Here is a 20016-nt window from a genome sequence, read left to right as displayed (position 1 = left end):
AAATAAGTATTATTTTATTTTTTTTACAAATCGGTAATAGGACTGTATTTTGGAACTAAAATTTTCATTATAGACCATCCTATTAAATAACAAACGGCACAAATAGAAAAAATGATAAAATAACCTGCTTCAATCCCGTGAAAACCCATAAAATCCATATTAGTTTTTTCGCTAAAATCAAATAATAGTCCTGAACTTTTATTGATTACTGTTGAACCAATGCCTCCTGCTAATCCGCCGATACCGGTAATGGTTGCAATGGCTTTTTTAGGAAACATATCTCCTACAGTAGTAAATATATTGGCAGACCAAGCTTGATGTGCTGCTCCTGCAATTCCAATGATGATGACAGGCAACCAATAAGTAATATGTCCTAATGGTTGTGCTACTAAAGTTAATAGTGGAAAAAAAGCAAAAATCAACATGGATCTCATTCTACCAGCATAGGGATCCATTTCTTTCTTTTCAACAAAATAGGTGGGTAACCATCCTCCAATAATAGAAAGTAATGTAATCATATACAAAACAAATAAAGGAAAAGCAGCCTGAGTAGCATTCATTCCATAAACAGAACTTAAATAGGCTGGTGTCCAGAAAAGAAAAAACCACCATACGCCATCAGTCATAAACTTACCAAAAATGAAAGCCCAAGTTTGTCTGTATTTTAGACATTGTTTCAATGATACTTTGGTCGATGTTTCAGGGATATAGCCTACCAATTGACTATCGGCAATATCGTCTTGTTGAATGTAGGTCAATTCAGCAGAGCTCACTTTTGGATGTTTTTCAGGTTTATCATACATAAAAACCCAAAATCCCATCCAAACAAAACCTAAGGCACCAATAATAATAAAAGCCATTTCCCAACCAAACGCTTTCGCAATAAATGGAATTGTAATTGGTGCTGCTAATGCTCCTACGGTGGCTCCAGCATTAAAAATACTAGTAGAGAAGGCTCTGTCTTTTTTAGGAAAATACTCAGCGGTTGTTTTAATAGCTGCGGGGAAATTTCCCGCTTCTCCTAATGCTAATACAAAACGAGCAAAGATAAACAAGGTAACACTTACGTTAATTACCATTCCAGTATCATTGATACTGGCAATAATTTTTTTTGCTCCGTCAAAGCCCACAAACCAATTACCAGTAATAATTCCAGAAGTAGCAATGCCGCAAAAAGCATGTAAACAAGCCCCTATAGACCAAATACCAATAGCCCATAGAAAGCCTTTTTTAGTATCTAACCAGTCGACAAATCTTCCTGCAAATAATAAGGATACTGCATAAAATATAGAAAACAAGGCTGTTATATTTCCGTAATCATTATTAGTCCAGTGAAACTCTGGAGCAATAAAATCGCTCCAGGTTAAGGATAACACTTGTCTATCAAGATAGTTTATCGTAGTTGCAAAAAATAGTAATCCGCAAACAGTCCATCTGTAGTTTCCAATGTTTTCTTTTTTGTTATTCATATTTAGTCAATAGTTTTTGTTTATAAAATAGGGTGATGGTGGTTTACCCCAATGTAAATTGGTATTATTCTTTTACAGAAATATTAAAATAACCCTTTGCATTTTCAAAACAAATAGCTTTTACAAGATTCCCAATTAGTTTCATGTCATTAGGAAGTTCTCCTTTTTCAACTTCGTCTCCTAGCGTATTGCATAAAATACGACGGAAATATTCATGACGAGAAAAAGATAAGAAGCTTCTGGAATCTGTTAACATTCCCACAAAACGAGAAAGTAATCCAAAATTTGACAACACATTCAATTGATTTTCGATACCGTCTTTTTGGTCTAAAAACCACCACGCTGCACCGTACTGCATTTTTCCAGCTATGGAACCATCATTAAAGTTTGCCACCATTGAAGCAAACATTTCACTGTCTTTAGGGTTGAGGTTATAAACAATAGTTTTGGTAAGTGTGTTGTTTAAGTTTAATTTATCAAAAAAAGTACTCATAGCATTGGCCATATTCAAGTCTCCTAATGAATCAAATCCTTGATCAGAGCCATGAAGTTGCATCATTTTACTATTGTTATTTCGAATGGCTCCCACGTGAAATTGCTGTGTCCAAGAACGTTTGTGGTTCATTACCGAAAGTTCAAATAATACTGCTGATTTATATTTGTTAATTTCTAAAACCGTTAGATCTTCGGTGTTTAGCCCTTTTTGTAAAATAGCATTAATTTCAGTTTCAGTATAAATTTCTGCATAGAAGTTATTGTGTCCGTGATCGGAAATTCGACAACCATTTTCATGAAAATAATCATGACGCAATTGTAGCGCTTGAATCAAATTTTCAAAAGATTTGATTTCGAAATTAACTATTTTTTCCAGTTTTTGAACCCATTGGACAAAAAGAGACCCTTTTTCAATTTCTGTCACTTTATCTGGGCGGAAAGACGGCAATACTGCAATATCAAAATTTTCCTCTTGAAGTTGTTTATGGTAATACAAATCATCTGTTGGATCATCCGTAGTTCCTACCATTTTCACATTCATTTTGTAAAGTAAATTACGCACACTGAATTCAGGTTTTTTTAATAAAGCATTGCAATGATGATAAATACCATCTGCTGTTTCTTCATTCAGTAATTCTTCTACTCCAAAATAATTTTTTAATTCCAAGTGTGTCCAATGGTACAAAGGGTTACGTAAAGTATAAGGAATAGTAGTCGCCCATTTTAGGAATTTCTCATAATCAGATGCGTCACCACTAATATATTTTTCATCAATTCCATTGGCTCGCATCGCACGCCATTTGTAGTGATCACCTTCAATCCACAATTGTGTAATATTTTCAAATTGACGGTCTTCAGCGATGTCTTTTGGAGATAAATGATTGTGGAAGTCAAATATAGGTTGTGATTTAGCATACTCATGATAAAGAGTACGCGCTACCTCATTGTGTAGCATGAAATCATGAGTTATAAAGGTTGTTTTGGTCATGTTTTTTTGAGTAGCAATAGATTTAAAAATATTTTAGAAAAATAATAGTGTTCAGAGAAGAAAATACTAATTAAAAACTTCTTTTAATTCCTAATTCGAGTCCTCTTAATTCAGCCAGCCCTCTCAATCGACCTATTCCTGAGTATCCTGGATTGGTCTTTTTGTTCAAATCATCTAACATTTGATGTCCATGGTCAGGACGCATCGGAATAATTCTGCCAGTTTCTTTCTCTTTTTTAACTATTGATTTGACTACTTCGTACATATCAACATCGCCTTCTAAGTGATTGGCTTCATAGAAATTTCCTTCGGCATCTCTTTGTGTGCTTCTCAAATGAATAAAATTCATTTTGTCTCCATGGCGATCTACAATTCCTGATAAATCATTTTCAGCAATAACACCATAGGAACCAGTACACATACAAAATCCGTTTGAAGGAGAATCAACAGCTTCTAGCAATTGTTTTAAATCAGCTTCTGTACTTACAACTCTTGGTAGACCTAAGATAGGGTAAGGAGGATCGTCTGGATGGATTGCCATTTTTACACCTGCGCTTTCCGCTATAGGTATGATTTCACGTAGAAAATAATATAAGTTTTCTTTTAATTTAGCAGCATCAATACCATCATATCCTTTTAATACTTTCAAGAAATCTTTTACGGTATAGGATTCTTCAGCACCTGGTAAACCAGCAATAATATTTTGTTGCAATTTGATTTTTTCGGCATCGCTCAATTTTTCAAAAGTAACTTTAGCTTTGCTTTTTTGTGTTTCAGAATAAGTATTTTCTGCACCAGGTCTTTTTAGAATAAATAATTCAAAAGCGGCAAATTCATTAATGTCAAAACGCAAGGCTTTAGAACCATCGGGCATCTCATAAGTAAGGTCGGTTCTTGACCAATCTAAAACTGGCATAAAATTATAACATACAATATCAATACCGCAAGCTGCTAAGTTTTTGATACTTTGCTTGTAGTTTTCAATGTATTTCAAATAATCACCTGATTGTTTTTTGATGTCTTCATGAACGGGAATACTTTCAACTACTGACAAAGTCAATCCAACAGCTTCTATTTCTTTTTTTCGTTTCATAATTTCGTCTATTTCCCACACCTGTCCGTTTTTTATATGATGTAAGGCGGTAACAATTCCAGTTGCTCCTGCTTGTTTAGCATCTGATAATTTTACTGGGTCGTTAGGTCCGTACCATCTCCAAGTTTGTTCCATTTTTAGATATTTTTTTTAGATACTTTTTGCGCCAAATCCTCCATCCACATGAACAACAATTCCCGTTACAAATTTTGATGCATTACTGCATAGCCACACTAAAGTTCCATCAATATCATCAGGGTTTCCAAAACGTGCCATAGGAGTATGTGCTATGATAGATTCTCCTCTATTCGTTAAATTGCCTTCGGGTGTTAGCAGTAAGGCTCGGTTTTGTTCTCCAATAAAAAAACCAGGAGCAATAGCATTTACACGGATTCCTTCACCATATTTAGTAGCCATTTCAACCGCCATCCAACGAGTAAAATTATCGATAGCTGCCTTCGAAGCGGAATAACCTACTACTCTTGTTAATGGACGTTGGGCAGATGCAGAAGAAATATTAATGATTACCCCACTTTTTTGTTTAGCAAATAATTCTGAAAAAACTTTTGAAGGCAATAATGTCCCCATAATATTCAAATCCATCACTTTTTGTAAATCATCAGGATTTGTATTAAAGAAATCTTGATCAGGAGTAATCGTTGCTCCTGGTCTATTTCCACCTGCAGCATTAATCAAAATATCTAATTGATGGTATTCTTTGAGTATGAATTGTTTGACTTTTTCTAAATCCTCTGGATTTAAAACATCCGCTTGTACTGCAAAAGCCTGTCCTCCTTGATTTTGTATTTTTATAACAGCCGCATTTAATTTGTCAAGTGACCTACCAAGTAATCCTACAATGACACCATTTTGAGCTAATGTTGCTGCCATATTACTGCCTAATACACCTGCGCCTCCTGTAATAAGGGCAACTTTACCTTTTAAATCAAAAATAAAATCCATGGATTATAATCTTTAGTTATTTATGTTGAATGATGATTTATTCACTACTTATCTTTTATTGAAAAAGTAAAGCGAATCGGTATTTTACTAGCTATTGTCTAGTAGTAAAACCATTTTATTTTTTCGTGTTCGCACACGGAATAACACAAATGTATATAAAATTTATACTTGAGCAATTTTTTTGGAAAAAAAAATTAATTTTACTTTTTCAAAACAGTACTCATTTTAAAAAACATAGCATCATAACAATCAAAGAAATAGCTCGTTTAGCCAACGTTTCGACAGGAACAGTGGATCGTATTATCCATAATAGGGGACAAGTTGCGCAAGAAAACATTGATAAAGTAAATGCTATTATTAAAAAGTATGGTTACAAACCTAATATTTTTGCTAGTAATCTAGCTTTTAATAAAAAATTTAAGTTTGCTGTTCTGTTACCTCAATTTGAAGATTTAGAATATTGGAAAATTCAAATGAAAGGTATTGAGAGGGCTGAAAAGGAATTTCATCAATATGGAGTTAGCTTGGTTTATTTTTTCTACGAATTTGATTCGGCTTCGTTTCATAAAATGGCTCAAAAAGTATTGCAATCAGATTTTGACGGGTTGTTGTACGCTCCCATTTTTTATGATGAAACACTTCTGTTTTTGAATAAATTTCAAAATAATAATGCACCATTAGTGATGATTGATTCTAACTTTAAAGAGAGTTTAGCTCATGCCTATGTGGGACAAGATGCGTTTAAGAGTGGCTATTTAGCAGGGAAACTAATTAGTTATGCTGTAAAGAAAGAAAGTCGAGTACTGATTGTCAAAATCGCAAGGGTAATTGAAGCTACTTCTGTGTATTTGCAACGAATTGATGGATTTTATTCTTTTTTTAAGGAAAATGAAGCCCTGACTAATTTTCTTTTCTCTGAAATAACCATTCAAGATTCCTGTCTAGATCAGTTAAATTACACTATGTTTGAAGGAATAGATAGTGTTTTTGTGCCTAATTCTCGTGCCTATATTGTTGCTCAATTTTTAGAAACAAACAACATTAAGGATATCCGAATTGTAGGTTATGATTTACTAAATCAAAATGTAGCCTACTTAAAGAAAGGGTGGATTGATTTTTTGATTAATCAAAAACCAGAACAACAAGGATACATGGGAATTCAGCATTTGTATAGAAAGATAGTTTTAAAAGAGGCTGTAGAGGAAACTTATTATATGCCACTCGAAATTATAGTTAAAGAAAATTATGACTAATTTTTTTAAATTTACAAAGCCTCTTTTTAAAATTAAGTTAGTACCATAGCACTTCTTATGACTAAATGATGTAAGGGCTATTAATTTTTTAGATCAAAAGGTTTGATTTATTTTAGATTTTTACTTTAAAAATTAATTTTTTGATTTCCCCTTCTCCCATCATGGATGCATGACAATCTTCAGGGTATAGAATAGCAAATTGATTATTTGTTAATTGAAAAAAAGTATCTGGTGTGTCTAACCAAAAACGTACGTCTTTTTCAGTGTTATAATCCCCGTTTGGTTGGTTGCATTTTTCTCTGGTTTTCCATGCGAAAGTTTCTAATCCTTTAACACAAAATTGAATATCTATATGCTCATCATGGCATTCAAAAAAATGAAGTGCTTCCTCTTTTTTGTTTCCTTCTCCAGTATTAACAATTACACGCAAACTTTCTGATAAAATCGTCATTCCATCTGGAAGTAAGGCAATATTATTTTGTGTAATAAAATCAAATGCTTTTTTGAAATTTGGGTTTAAATCGTAATATCTAGCGGCATTATTTAAAGTGTCAATTATCATGGGGTTCGGTATTTATGTTATTGTGTGATGTAATTAATTCAACAGCTAATATAGTCTTGAGATTCTAATTTAAAAAATATAAATGCAATTTTATGCGATGATTTTTTAATTATAAAAATAATTTAACTTCTACTCATTTTTGTTTCATGGTGTACCTATCGTTAGCAACGGATTTTTGTGTGTAAATTTTAATATTTCGTTACTGATACTGCTATAGAAATAGACGATTATGTTTTTTTTGATATATGATGTTAAAAGTTTTTTAAAAAGAAGAATAAACTGTAAACACAGCATTTATGGTTATCTAATAAATCTTCGAAATAAAATAGTGTATCAGCTATTATTTTTTTGTTATATTTGTATTCAGCACAGCACAGCACAGTATGATTTTCATGTTGGATTATGATAACATAATAAAGAGTTTAAGTTGGCTTTGAGGGTGATGAATGTATTCATATTGTAAAAATAATTATGAAAAATACTAGCGTTTTTGAATTAGTAAAAGAAGGAGATATTCCAAAATACCAACAGTTAGTAGATGCTATAAAAAATGCTATTGCTAAAAAAGAATTAATTGTAGGAGTAACATTGCCATCCGTTAATAGTGTGAGTAAATCTAGTAAACTGTCAAGAGACACGGTCTTTAAAGCCTATTTGATTCTGAAAGAACAAGGTATTATTGATTCAGTTCCAGGCAAAGGATATTATGTGGCAGGAGAAACTCGTAAAGTACTACTTGTACTAGATACTTTTAAAGCCTATAAAGAAGTTTTGTATCATTCCTTTATCAATAATTTACCTGACAATTTTATTACTGATGTGCAGTTTCATCATTATAGTACAGATAATTTCAAAACAATAATTAACAATAGTCTTGGCAAGTATTATAAATATGTCGTTATGCCGTTTGATGATAAAGAAGTACCAGAAGTTTTAGCAACCCTTCCTATGGATAAATTAGTATTGATCGATTGGAATATTCATTTTCAGGTGCACAATAATTATATCTTTCAAGATTTTGGTCAATCATTTTACGATTCATTAATTGAGGCGAAGGATTTGTTTAAAAAATACAAAGCTGTCCATTTTATATATCCCAATTATACACATCACCCTTTTGAAACAATTCGATTTTTTAAAAAATATTGTAATGATTTTAATTTTGAATACCAAATTATTACAGATTCTAAAAATTGGAAAATCGAAAAAAACATCGCTTACATTAGTGTTAGTGATCGGGTTTTGGGGCAGTTTTTAGAACAATGTCAAGAAATGAAGTATGAGCCAGGAACGGATGTTGGTATTTTATCGTATAACGAAACACCAATGAAAAAGTTTATATACAAAGGAATTTCAGTAGTCTCTACTGATTTTAAAGAATTAGGGACTAAAGGAGCCGAATTTGTTACTTCAAATGAAGGGATGCAGATGTATATTCCAACAAAATTAACCATAAGAGAATCATTATAAAGTATGTATTACATAGGATTTGATCTAGGGAGTTCGTCAATAAAAGTTGCACTTGTCGATATGGCAACGGGTAAAAGTATTGATGTAGCTCAAGAACCTGAAAACGAAATGAGTATGCTGGCTGTCAAAAACGGATGGGCAGAACAAAAACCAGAAGATTGGTGGCAACATAGCTGTAATGCTATTAAAAAATTAAAAGAAAAACATCATATTACTGCTAACCAAATCAAAGGAATTGGTATTTCGTATCAAATGCACGGTTTGGTTTTAGTAGATAAAGAAGGAAATACACTTCGCCAGTCTATTATTTGGTGTGATAGTCGTGCAGTGGCTATCGGTAACGAGGCTTTTGAGAAGATTGGAGAAGAAAAGTGCAAGGAGCATTTACTCAATTCTCCAAGTAATTTCACTGCTTCAAAACTTAAATGGGTTAAAGAAAACGAGCCTGAAATTTATAATAAAGTCTATAAGTTTATGTTGCCAGGGGATTATTTGGCTTATCGTTTTTCGAATGTAATGAATACTACTATCTCAGGATTATCAGAAGGAATTTTTTGGGATTTCAAAAAAGATACTGTCGCTGATGTGCTTTTAGAGCATTATGGAATCGACTCATATTTAATTCCAGATATTGTTCCCACTTTTGGTTTACAATCAATAGTAGATGAAAAAGGAGCTCAAGAAAGTGGTTTGGCGGTAGGAACTCCTATTTTTTATAGAGCAGGTGACCAACCTAATAATGCACTTTCGCTGAATGTTTTTAATCCCGGTGAAGTGGCTGCTACAGGTGGTACATCAGGAGTAGTTTATGCTGTAACAGATAGTTTATCTGTTAAAGAAAGTGCACGAGTGAATAATTTTGCACATGTTAATTATACTAAAGGAGTTGCACCAAGGATAGGAAAACTATTGTGTATCAATGGTGCTGGAATTCAATACCGTTGGTTACTGAATAATCTTTCTGTAGTTTCTTACGAAGAAATGAATAGGTTGGCTCAGAGAATCGATGTAGGTTCCGATGGTGTTGTGCTTATTCCGTTTGGAAATGGAGCAGAGCGGATGCTGAATAATCAAGAATTAGGAACTCGTTTAGTGAATCTAAACTTAAACAATCACAATAAAGCACATTTGTGTAGAGCAGCTTTAGAAGGAATTGCTTTTTCATTTGTTTACGGAATGGAAATTATGCAATCAGATGGAATTACCATTGACGTCATGCGTGCTGGAAACGATAATTTATTTCGCTCTGAAATTTTCTCTACAACCATCGCTACGCTTATAGGATGTGAAATCCAAATCTACAATACTACTGGTGCAATTGGTGCAGCCCGTGCTGCTGGATTACATGAAGGAGATTTTGGAAAATTTGGAAAAAACATAAATGATAATGATTATGTGATGAGTTATCAGCCTTTCGAAAATAAATCAGATTACATTGTAGCATATCAAAATTGGAAAAAAGAATTAGAATTAATAATCAACAAATAAAATTAGATAAAAATGGCAGTTATAGGTAATAAAGAATACTTCAAAGGCATTGGAGATATTAAATTTGAAGGAAAAGAGTCTGACAATCCGTTAGCATTCAAATATTACAACCCAGAGCAAGTAGTAGCTGGAAAAACGATGCGTGAGCACTTTAAATTTGCAATTGCATATTGGCATACGTTCTGTGGTCAAGGTTCTGATCCTTTTGGACCTGGAACACAAAATTTCCCTTGGGATCAATCTTCAGATGCTATTTCGGCAGCTAAAGAAAAAGCAGATGCTGCATTTGAATTCATTACTAAAATGGGTTTTGATTACTACTGTTTCCATGATTTTGACTTGGTTGCTGAAGGAGCAACATTTACAGAATCAGAAAAAAGAATTGTTACTATCACAGAATATCTGAAAGAAAAACAAGCGGCTTCAGGAGTCAAATTACTTTGGGGGACTTCAAACTGTTTTTCGAATCCACGCTATATGAACGGTGCTTCAACTAATCCAGACTTCAATGTATTGGCCAGAGCCGGTGGACAAATAAAAGTAGCATTGGATGCTACTATTGCTTTAGGTGGGGAGAACTACGTATTTTGGGGAGGACGTGAAGGGTATATGTCTTTGTTGAATACGGATATGGGACGTGAATTAGACCATATGGCACAATTTCTTACGCAAGCTAGAGATTATGCTAGAGGACAAGGATTTAAAGGAACATTTTTTATTGAACCAAAACCAATGGAGCCAATGAAACACCAATACGATTTTGATTCGGCTACCGCTATCGGTTTCTTACGTCAACATGGTTTAGATAAAGATTTTAAAATCAATATAGAAGTTAATCATGCTACTTTGGCACAACATACTTTTCAACACGAAATTGAAGTGGCTGCCCATGCAGGGATGCTAGGAAGTATTGATGCGAACCGAGGTGATTACCAAAACGGTTGGGATACAGATCAATTTCCAAATAACATTCAAGAAACTACCGAAGCGATGTTGGTTTTCTTAAAAGCAGGAGGGTTACAAGGTGGTGGAGTTAATTTTGATGCTAAAATCAGAAGAAATTCAACTGATATGGAAGATGTTTTCTTAGCGCACATTGGTGGTGCTGATACTTTTGCTAGAGCTTTATTGACTGCGGATAAAATCATCACTTCATCAGCTTACGATAAATTACGTACGGAGCGTTATGCTTCTTTCGATTCAGGAAAAGGAAAAGACTTTGAAAACGGAAAATTAGGTTTACAGGATTTATACAAAATCGCACAAGAAAATGGCGAATTGGAATTAAAAAGTGGTAAACAAGAATTGTTCGAAAATATCATCAATCAATACATCTAGTATTTGTTGATAAAAGATTGTTTTAGTTGTTTACTTAAAAGTATCGAGTATGTTTTGTTTTATGGTGAAATGACAACTCGGTACTTTTTTATACAGAACCTGAACCAACTCTGTAATTATGAAAACTAGGAAATCATATTTAAATTAGAAATATTAACCAACCAATTAATCTAAAATTATGAATACAACAACAGCAAATTCCAGCTATTTATGGAAATTAACATTAGTCGCTACTCTTGGTGGACTTTTGTTTGGTTATGATACTGCAGTAATCTCAGGAACAGTAAGTTCCTTAGATAAATTTTTTGTACTTCCTTTTGGATTAGACCAAATGGCTGCTAATGCTCGATTAGGTTTTTTAGTTTCTAGTGCCTTGATAGGTTGTATTATTGGAGGTGTTTTTGGAGGTTTAATAAGTAAAAAATTTGGTCGTAAAAACGGACTTATTTTAGCAGCTGTATTGTTTTTAATATCAGCCTTTGGTTCTGCTATGCCCGAAATGCTATTGAAACCAATTGGGGAAGGAGATCATACTTTTATTTATATTTTTGTTGTATATCGCATTATTGGAGGAATAGGAGTGGGATTAGCATCGATGTTATCTCCTTTGTACATCGCCGAAATTGCCCCGGCAAAAAGCAGAGGAAAATTGGTTTCAATGAATCAATTTGCAATCATTTTTGGTATGTTAATAGTTTACTTTGTGAATTACTATATAGCACAACAAGGAGATTCCACTTGGTTGGATTCCATTGGTTGGAGATGGATGTTTGCTTCTGAAATTATACCTGCTTCATTATTCCTTTTCTTTTTGTTTTTTGTTCCTGATACACCAAGGTCTTTGATGTTACAATCTCAGCCAGAAAAAGCATTGGAAGTATTAGTAAAGGTGAATGGTAAGGAAGAAGCTCATAAAATTTTAGATGAAATTAAAAATACAGTAACCCAAAAGTCAGGGAAGCTGTTTTCGTATGGAATTGCTGTAATTGTATTTGGTGTTTTAATTTCTGTTTTTCAACAATTTGTAGGGATAAATGTAGTATTGTATTATGCTCCTGAAATTTTCAAAAGCATGGGTTCAGGAACGGATACGGCTTTATTACAAACTATCATTGTTGGGGGAGTAAACTTGTTATTTACCGTCATTGCAATTCAATTCGTAGACAGAGTAGGTAGAAAACCTTTGATGATAATTGGAGCATTAGGAATGGCAGTGGCGATGTTTGCTTTAGGAACAGCTTTTTTTACAGGCTCATTAGGAATGTTTGCTTTAATTTGTATGTTGGTTTATGTAGCGGCATTTGCTATGAGTTGGGGACCTGTTGCTTGGGTATTATTATCTGAGATTTTTCCAAATGATATTAGAGGAAAAGCATTAGCAGTTGCTGTTGCAGCACAATGGATTTCTAATTATTTAGTATCTTGGACGTTTCCTATGATGGATAAAAATAGTTATTTATTAGAAAAATTCAACCATGGTTTTGCGTATTGGATTTATGGACTAATGGGGGTATTAGCTACTTGTTTTGTTTGGAAATACATTCCAGAAACGAAAGGGAAAACTTTAGAAGAAATGAATAATTTATGGTGTGAGAAAGAGATAAAGTAACTAAAAATATAAGTATTTACTTTTCAAATATTAAAATAATTAAAAACCTATACTCGATTCAAAACAAATTACTGTTTTGTTACTCAAGTATAGGTTTTTAATTACCCATTATAATTCTATGATTTGTTATAGAAGGTTTATTTTTTGAATCCCTAATAATTTCTTCCCCAAGGATGTTTTACTAAATAATTCTCACAACTTGAACATTCACGGCCTATTTGCCATGTCAATGAAAGTTCATGTACCCCTTGAGTATTTCCAATTTTGGAAGTATTGGCATCGTATGAATAACCAAATACAAAACGGTTCAATTGAATAGAACTGAAAAAATTCAATGATGTTAATAGATGGCTATTGTTGCTTTTTCCTTGTGGATTAGTTGCTGCAAGGACTCCAATAATAAAAGGTTTGAAATCTAAAGCAGTTCCTATATCTAATCTATTATATTGAGATTGTCTAATATAATTGGCAGTAAACAATAGATTTGTTTGATTTGGAAAAAATGACATATGAGATTCATCTAAACTGAATGAATATCCTGTATGGACACTAAGAAACATTTCTAACGGAACGTTCGAATATTCAGTAAATGCAATGTTAGGTTGGTTCAAATGTTTTAAAGAAGCTCCAAACCATGCTTTGTCACTATATAATAATAGGCCAGAAGAAATATCTAGAAAACTAATTTTATTATTATAGTTCATAGCGCTAGGATCCAAACTTCCGCTAGTTATTGTACCATTATTAGGATTGATTTGATCTTCGAATAATAAGTTACTAAAATTAAAATTTTTGTGACCATAACCAGCCTCTAAACCTAGACGCAATCTCCAATCGTAGTTTATATTTACATTATAGGAATAAACTCCGTTTATTTGAGTGTAATTGTATTCTGTAAAAACTTCCCGTTGGTTTGTAATTGTTAAACCTAAACCCATATCTTTTTTAGGACCCATTGGGGTGTTAATAAAAGCATATTCGGTATCAATTCTTCTATTGTCATTTGGCCACTGTGATCGATGAATTAGACCAGTGTATCCAGTTACTAAAGTACCTGTGAATGCAGGATTTAATGACTCAGGTATTAAGAAGTATTGTGTAAAAATAGGGTCTTGTGCTTTGATTTCTACAATAGAAATGAAAGTTAATAGTAAATATAAAACAAGTTTTAGTTTCATTTTGTTGGTGCTTATTTTATTAATACAAATGGGTGATTAACATTAATAATGGTGTTATAAAAAGTTTCGCCACTAACCTTACAATAATAATTACCATTTTCAGCATTTACACCTTTTATTTTTCCATCCCAACCCCGTAGGTCATCTCCAGTTTCTGAATAGATTATGGATCCCCAAGTGTCATAAATATCTAACCTAATTTTTTTTAATGCTTTGGTCACAGGTCTGAATGTATCATTGAATGAATCATTATTTGGCGTAAAAGCATTTGGAACTACTAATACATATCCTTTTTCAACAAGAAAGGTTGTCTTTTGTTCATATACACATCCATATGGATAGGTGACTGTTTGTGTTACAGTGTATTCTTTTGGATTTATGAATGTGTGGATCGGATTGCCTTCTGTTGAAAAAGTGCCGTCTCCAAAATCCCATCTGATATTTATATAATCACCAGTGGCGGTATTCGTAAACTGAATAGGATCATGTATAGAATATATCCCATACGTTAAGTTTGCATAGGAACTTGTATTGAAAGAAGGTGTTCCAAGTGATGGAATAGCAACCGTAAAGGTATAGTTTGACAAACATCCTAACGCATCTGTTGCATAAAGAATGACTGTTCCATTTTGAGTAGTATTCATGAACTCATTATTTACACCACTTACCGTCCCACTAGACCAAGTCAATTGATAAGGTGGTACTCCTCCAGAAACTTGAGCAGCAAAAGTTTGTCTTACATACTTCGTTTCACAATTAAAATCTGTTTTAGTAACCACATCAGTTACAAGTGGAGGAGGTCTGTTTATATTATATTGTGCTTGTTTTGTACAACCATTCACATCTTTTACTGTAACAAGATAATTTCCTGCGGGAATAGTACTTAAATCTTCGCTAGTCGCTCCATTTGACCAAGTATAGGTAAATGGTGCTGAACCACCCGAAACTAATAAATTAATAGCACCACTATTGGCATCATTACAATCAAACGCATGGGTTAAATTTGCAGAAAGCACCATTAATTGAGGTTCTAGAATAATAAAAGTTTTGGTAATAGTACAGGGTTTGCTATCTGTTATAGTCACTGTGTATGAACCAGGTCCTAGATTGTTCCTTACATTTCCTGCTGTAGCACTATCATCCCAAACCAATTTTACAGGAGAAATTCCGCCAATAATATTCAGATTAATACTTCCATCATGATCGCCAAAACAAGTGATATTTTTAACCACTGGTTTTATAGTAAAAATGGGAGCTTCAGGAATATTTACACTTAGTGATTTCACACAATTATTTGCGTCAGTAATCGTAACTAAGTAATCTCCAGCGGATAAATTATCTTGAAAAACGCCACCTCCTAAACTACTCCATCCTATAGTGTAGGGTGTAATACCTCCAGAAACAGCAATGTTAATAGAGGCATCATTGCCCCCATAGCAAATGATCGGTGTGGTGGTTGCAGTGATAATGATCTCAGTAGGTTGCAATAATATAACTCTTAATGCTTCAGTACAACCAGAATTATCAGTAACAATTAAATCATACATTCCGGCATAAATATTTGTTATATTTTGAGTTGAACTAGTAAAACCATTAGGTCCTTTCCAATCATAAAAATAAGGGGAGGTACCTCCAGCAACATCAATAGTAATATTTCCAGTATTATCACCAAAACACACTATATCGGTTTTGCTAGCTAAACTAACAGTTAAAATAGGAGGCTCTGTAATTGTATAGGAGGCAGTTTTAGGCGCACAATTATTTACATCCGAAACTACAACTGTATAAATACCAGGACTTAAATTAGATAGGTTTTGAGTGCTTGCAAATGGAGTTCCATTTTTAGTCCAAGTATAGCTATAATCTAATGTACCGCCAGATATTGTGATTTTTATCTCACCATTGGCATCATTATAACAGGTAATGTTTTTTTCTAAATCAGTTGTAATAATAATATCATCAGGTTCAGTAATAACATACGTTTTTGTAAATGGACATCCTTTCGAATCTTCAATGGAGAGATTATAATTCCCAGGAGCTAAATTAGAAATATTTGCTGCTGAGGACGTAAAACCATTAGGTCCAGTCCAAGTAATATGATAGGGCGCACCAGTATTATAAGGAACTCCTCCGGTAATATTGGTCTGAATAGCACCGTTATTAGCACCAAAACATGTACTGTTTTTTGCAGTTGTATTTGATAAAATAGCAGGGTTAACAACAACTTCAACGGTAAAAGTAGCCCCTGCGCAAACTCCAGACAATGGTGTAACAGTGTACAATACAGTGGCTGGGCTCGTTGTTACATTAATTAGTGTTTCACTAATTTCGTTTTGAGATATAGCTTGTGCTGAGGTTCCCGTTACGGAATTTATAGGTGTGATAGTAGGATTGGTCCAAGTATAAGTAGTTCCCATTGGCACAATATCACCATTCAAAATATCAGGTGTTATCGTGAAAGTATTTCCACTACAAATAATGATATTTTTATTTGCAATGACAGGATTTGGGTTAATAGTGACCGTAGCAATATTGGAAGTTAAAGTGGAACAGCCACCCGTTGGTAAAGTGATTATACAATAATAAAACACAGTTCCAGTTGTGGAATGTGGCGGGCTATATGTTGCATTTATTTCTCCAGAAATTGGAGTAGCTCCTCCTGTTGAATTGATCGTATTTGAATACCACTGGTATTGAGGAGTTCCAATTGCATTCGTAATAGCTACGTTTAGTTGTGTGGGTGTTTTTCCTAAGCAAATAGTACTAGATGCTGGTTGTGTACTAATAGTTGGAGCGATCTTTACAATAACTTCAGCTACTGCACTTGTGACATTACATCCTGTCCCTGTTTGAGTTATCATACAGTAATAGTAAATAATTCCAACAGAAGCTGTGTTTGGAGTGTAGGTGTCATTTGTTTCATTTGGAATCAGAGTTCCTCCTGTATTAGAATTTGAATTATTGGAATACCATTGATAGAAATAAGTTCCAATGCCTCCAGTTGCCGTTACGGTCAAATTTTCTGGGGAAGCATTTTGACATAAAATTTGGGTTGTGAGTGGTTGTACACTAACGACAGGGTCGCTAACCACAATAATTTCAGCAGGATCAGATAAAATGGCTCCACATCCATTACCATTTAATGTTATAATAGCATAATAGTAATAATTTCCAGTTGATGTAAAAACAGTAGGAGTAAAGTTTATTGAGGTTGCACCAGTAATTGCTCCTCCTCCTATATTTGTATTTGATGTATTTAAATACCATTGGTAACTTGGTGTTCCTGTTCCACCTGAATACGTAACTGTTAATGGAGTTAAAATTGTCGCTCCTACACATAACGTTTGGTTTGGTAATGGTTGTAAGTCTATAGAAGCAAGTGGATTAACGGTTATCGTAGCCGTATTTGATGAAATACTAGAACATCCTCCAGTTGCAGGAAGTGTAATTATACAATAATAATAAGTGGTTCCAATGACTGAATTTGACGGGCTAAAATTCTTGCTTGTGGCATCTGTGATAGCGGTTCCTCCAGAGTTAGTATTGGCTGAATTAGAGAACCATTGGTAACTAGGTGTTCCTACACCATTTGAATATTCAACAGATAAAGGGGTGATAGTTCCTCCAATACAAACGTTGCTTGAAGTAGGTTGTGTTGTGAATGTAGGGGCTAAATTTACAACAACTGCTGCTGTATCAGTTGTAACATTACAACCAGATCCATTGTTTTGTGTGATAATACAATAATAATATTTTGTTCCCACTGTCATTGTCAATGGGGTATAGGTAGCATTCATTTCTCCAGGAATAGCTATCCCTGTTGTATTATTATCATTAGTATTTGAATACCATTGATAGAAATAGGTTGTGCCAACGCCACCAGAGACAGTCAAAGCTAAGTCTGTTGGTGTTGCGGTCTGACAAATTGTTTGTGTTGATAAAGGTTGTGCTGTAACTATTGGGGCATTAACCACTATGATTTGAGCTACATCACTTGTGATTGGTCCACAACCATTCCCGTTCAAACTAACAACGGCATAATAGTAATAACTTCCTGTTGCTGTAAATACAGTGGGGGTGTAATTTATAGAAGTTCCTCCTGTAATAGCTGTTCCGCCCGTATTTGAGTTGGTGGTATTATAAAACCATTGATAGGTTGGTGTACCTGTTCCCCCTGAATACGTAATTGTTAATGGATTTGGAATTGTAGCACCAATACAAAGACTTTGGGTAGCTGTAGGCTGTGCGTTAATTGTTGCGCCAGGTGTAATAGTAACGTTAGCAGTAGTTGAGGTAAGACTCGAACATCCACCAGAAGGTAAAGTCACAATGCAATAATAATAAATAGTTCCAATATCCGAATTTGGAGGACTAAAATTAGAATTTATTGCTCCAGAAATTGGATTTCCAGTAGTTGTATCGTTGTTTATATTTGAATACCATTGAAATTGAGGAGTTCCTACTGCACCTGTAACAGTTATTGATAAAGGGTTAGGGGTTCCTCCAGAGCAAATGATACTAGAAATAGGTTGCGAAATTGTTGGTGCTGTAATAACCTGAATTTTTGCAGGAGCACTTGTCACGGTGCATCCTAAAGTAGCGTTTTGACTTACAACACAATAATAATATTTTGTACTTACTACATTGGTTGGTGGAGTAAAGCTACTATTTGTTGCTCCCGAAATCAGTGCTCCTCCCGTATTCGCATTCGTAACATTACTGTACCATTGGTATGAAAATGCTCCATTGCCTCCTGTTGCTATTACTTCTAAATTAGTAGGAATTGCATTTTGACACAATGTTTGGTTATCTAGAGGCTCAGAGTTAATAGTAGGATCTTGATAAACAATAATTTCAGCTACAGTACTAGTGGCTGGTAAACAACCATTTCCGCTTAATGAAACTGTTGCATAGTAATAGAAGTTACCAGATGCTGTATAAGTAGGAGGTGTGTAAGATGCAGTTGTTGCTCCAGTAATTAATGTTCCACCAGTAGTAGCATTGGTCGTATTAGAATACCATTGATAAGAGGCTGTTCCTGTTCCATTCAAATATCCAATGGATAGAGGTGTTGGAATAGTGACTCCAATACAAAGGTTTTGAGAAGATGTTGGTTGTAGACTAATTATTGGATTAGCTTCGATTACGACTTTGGTAGCATTTGTTTTAATATTAGTACAACCACCTGTTGGTAATGTGATAATGCAGTAATAATAAAATGTTCCAATACTTGTTGATGGTGGAGTAAAAGTATCATTAGTAGCTCCTGATATGACTGTCCCAGAAGTGGTGTTATTCATTGAATTAGAATACCATTGATAAGTAGGTGTGCCTGTTGCTCCACTAATCACGAAAGATAAAACAGTAGGATTTCCACCTTCGCAAACAGTGCTAGGGATAGGTTGAGAACTAAAGGTTGGCGCTGAATTTACCGTGAATGCTACTGTTGTTTTGCAATTGTTAGCATTAGTATAGGTAATGTTTGATGTTCCAGCAGTTAGAGCAGTTACTAATCCTGTTGAACTAACACTTGCAACTGTACTATTTGAAGATACCCAAGGTGAAGTTGCGGCAGCAGTTCCTAAACTTGTTAATTGTGATGTAAAACCCACACATGAATATAAATCACCATCTATTTTTGGTAATGGATTGATTGTAAAAGATCTATTTTGTGTAGTGGTGCCACATTCGTTAGTCACTTTCAAGGAATACGAAAATGTTCCCGAAGTACTGTAACTAATTGTTCCAGGTATTTCTGAACTTGATGTTGCTGGTGTTCCATCTGGAAAACTCCATTCGTAAGTAAGTGGTGTTTGCGTTCCACAATTGGTGATAGTTGCTCTCGGGCTAATTGTAGTTGTTGGTAATGTTTGACAAATAGCAGTGATGGGGATCATTGCAACAGTAGGTGGTTTTGTGATAGTAATAGTTTGCGAAGTTACTTGGGGAGGCGAACAAGAATTTATTGCTGTCAAAGTAACCTTATAAGTTCCTGATTCTGTAAAATTAAAAGAAGCATCTTTTGTTATTTGACTTGGAATTGAAACGATACTTGTTCCACAATAAGCGGGAGTATGAGCAACACTCCAAGTATAGGTTGGAGGAGTACA

General features: G+C 34.1%; 12 protein-coding genes. 5 read left to right on the top strand and 7 right to left on the bottom strand.

Going from position 1 to position 20016, the window contains the following annotated elements; genetic code table 11:
• Positions 1–23: 23 nt before the first annotated feature.
• The 4 genes from WBQ70_RS09650 to WBQ70_RS09635 all read right to left on the bottom strand — a co-directional run bounded on the left by WBQ70_RS09650 (position 24) and on the right by WBQ70_RS09635 (position 5008).
• Positions 24–1469, bottom strand: a complete 1446-nt coding sequence (locus WBQ70_RS09650; protein WP_423913429.1) for an MFS transporter — start codon at positions 1467–1469, stop codon at positions 24–26.
• Between the two features lie 64 nt (positions 1470–1533).
• The gene (gene uxaC / locus WBQ70_RS09645) at positions 1534–2952 is read right to left on the bottom strand and encodes a glucuronate isomerase (RefSeq protein ID WP_423913426.1); all 1419 of its coding nucleotides are present in this window, start codon (positions 2950–2952) and stop codon (positions 1534–1536) included.
• Between the two features lie 70 nt (positions 2953–3022).
• Positions 3023–4180, bottom strand: a complete 1158-nt coding sequence (uxuA, locus tag WBQ70_RS09640; protein WP_423913423.1) for a mannonate dehydratase — start codon at positions 4178–4180, stop codon at positions 3023–3025.
• 15 nt (positions 4181–4195) lie between these two features.
• Positions 4196–5008, bottom strand: a complete 813-nt coding sequence (locus WBQ70_RS09635) for an SDR family oxidoreductase (protein ID WP_423913421.1) — start codon at positions 5006–5008, stop codon at positions 4196–4198.
• A gap of 149 nt (positions 5009–5157) precedes the next feature.
• Here WBQ70_RS09635 and WBQ70_RS09630 point away from each other — a divergent pair, with 149 nt between their 5' ends.
• Positions 5158–6261 (top strand): substrate-binding domain-containing protein, encoded by a 1104-nt coding sequence (locus WBQ70_RS09630; protein ID WP_423913418.1) that lies wholly within the window; start codon positions 5158–5160, stop codon positions 6259–6261.
• 112 nt (positions 6262–6373) lie between these two features.
• On the opposite strand, the gene WBQ70_RS09625 is transcribed toward WBQ70_RS09630, so the two are convergent.
• Positions 6374–6823, bottom strand: a complete 450-nt coding sequence (locus WBQ70_RS09625) for a YhcH/YjgK/YiaL family protein (RefSeq protein ID WP_423913416.1) — start codon at positions 6821–6823, stop codon at positions 6374–6376.
• A 471-nt stretch (positions 6824–7294) separates the two neighbouring features.
• Here WBQ70_RS09625 and WBQ70_RS09620 point away from each other — a divergent pair, with 471 nt between their 5' ends.
• From WBQ70_RS09620 to xylE, 4 genes are all read left to right on the top strand, one after another.
• On the top strand, positions 7295–8293 hold the full coding sequence (locus WBQ70_RS09620) for a GntR family transcriptional regulator (protein WP_423913413.1): 999 nt from the start codon (positions 7295–7297) through the stop codon (positions 8291–8293).
• Positions 8294–8296: 3 nt separating this feature from the next.
• Positions 8297–9781, top strand: coding sequence for a xylulokinase (locus tag WBQ70_RS09615; protein ID WP_423913411.1), 1485 nt, complete (start codon positions 8297–8299; stop codon positions 9779–9781).
• A gap of 12 nt (positions 9782–9793) precedes the next feature.
• A complete protein-coding gene (xylA, locus tag WBQ70_RS09610; protein ID WP_423913408.1) occupies positions 9794–11119 on the top strand; it encodes a xylose isomerase in 1326 nt (441 codons plus the stop codon).
• A 178-nt stretch (positions 11120–11297) separates the two neighbouring features.
• Positions 11298–12728 (top strand): D-xylose transporter XylE, encoded by a 1431-nt coding sequence (xylE, locus tag WBQ70_RS09605; RefSeq protein ID WP_423913405.1) that lies wholly within the window; start codon positions 11298–11300, stop codon positions 12726–12728.
• Between the two features lie 152 nt (positions 12729–12880).
• Here xylE and WBQ70_RS09600 read toward each other — a convergent pair whose 3' ends face one another.
• Positions 12881–13906, bottom strand: a complete 1026-nt coding sequence (locus WBQ70_RS09600) for a PorP/SprF family type IX secretion system membrane protein (RefSeq protein WP_423913402.1) — start codon at positions 13904–13906, stop codon at positions 12881–12883.
• A gap of 11 nt (positions 13907–13917) precedes the next feature.
• The coding region (locus WBQ70_RS09595) for a PKD domain-containing protein (protein ID WP_423913400.1) at positions 13918–20016 on the bottom strand (6099 nt) is incomplete at its 5' end.

Source organism: Flavobacterium sp. (assembly GCF_049590715.1).
GTDB lineage: Bacteria > Bacteroidota > Bacteroidia > Flavobacteriales > Flavobacteriaceae > Flavobacterium.
Note: the sequence above shows the minus strand (reverse complement) of the source record. Positions and strands in the feature narration are given on the sequence as shown.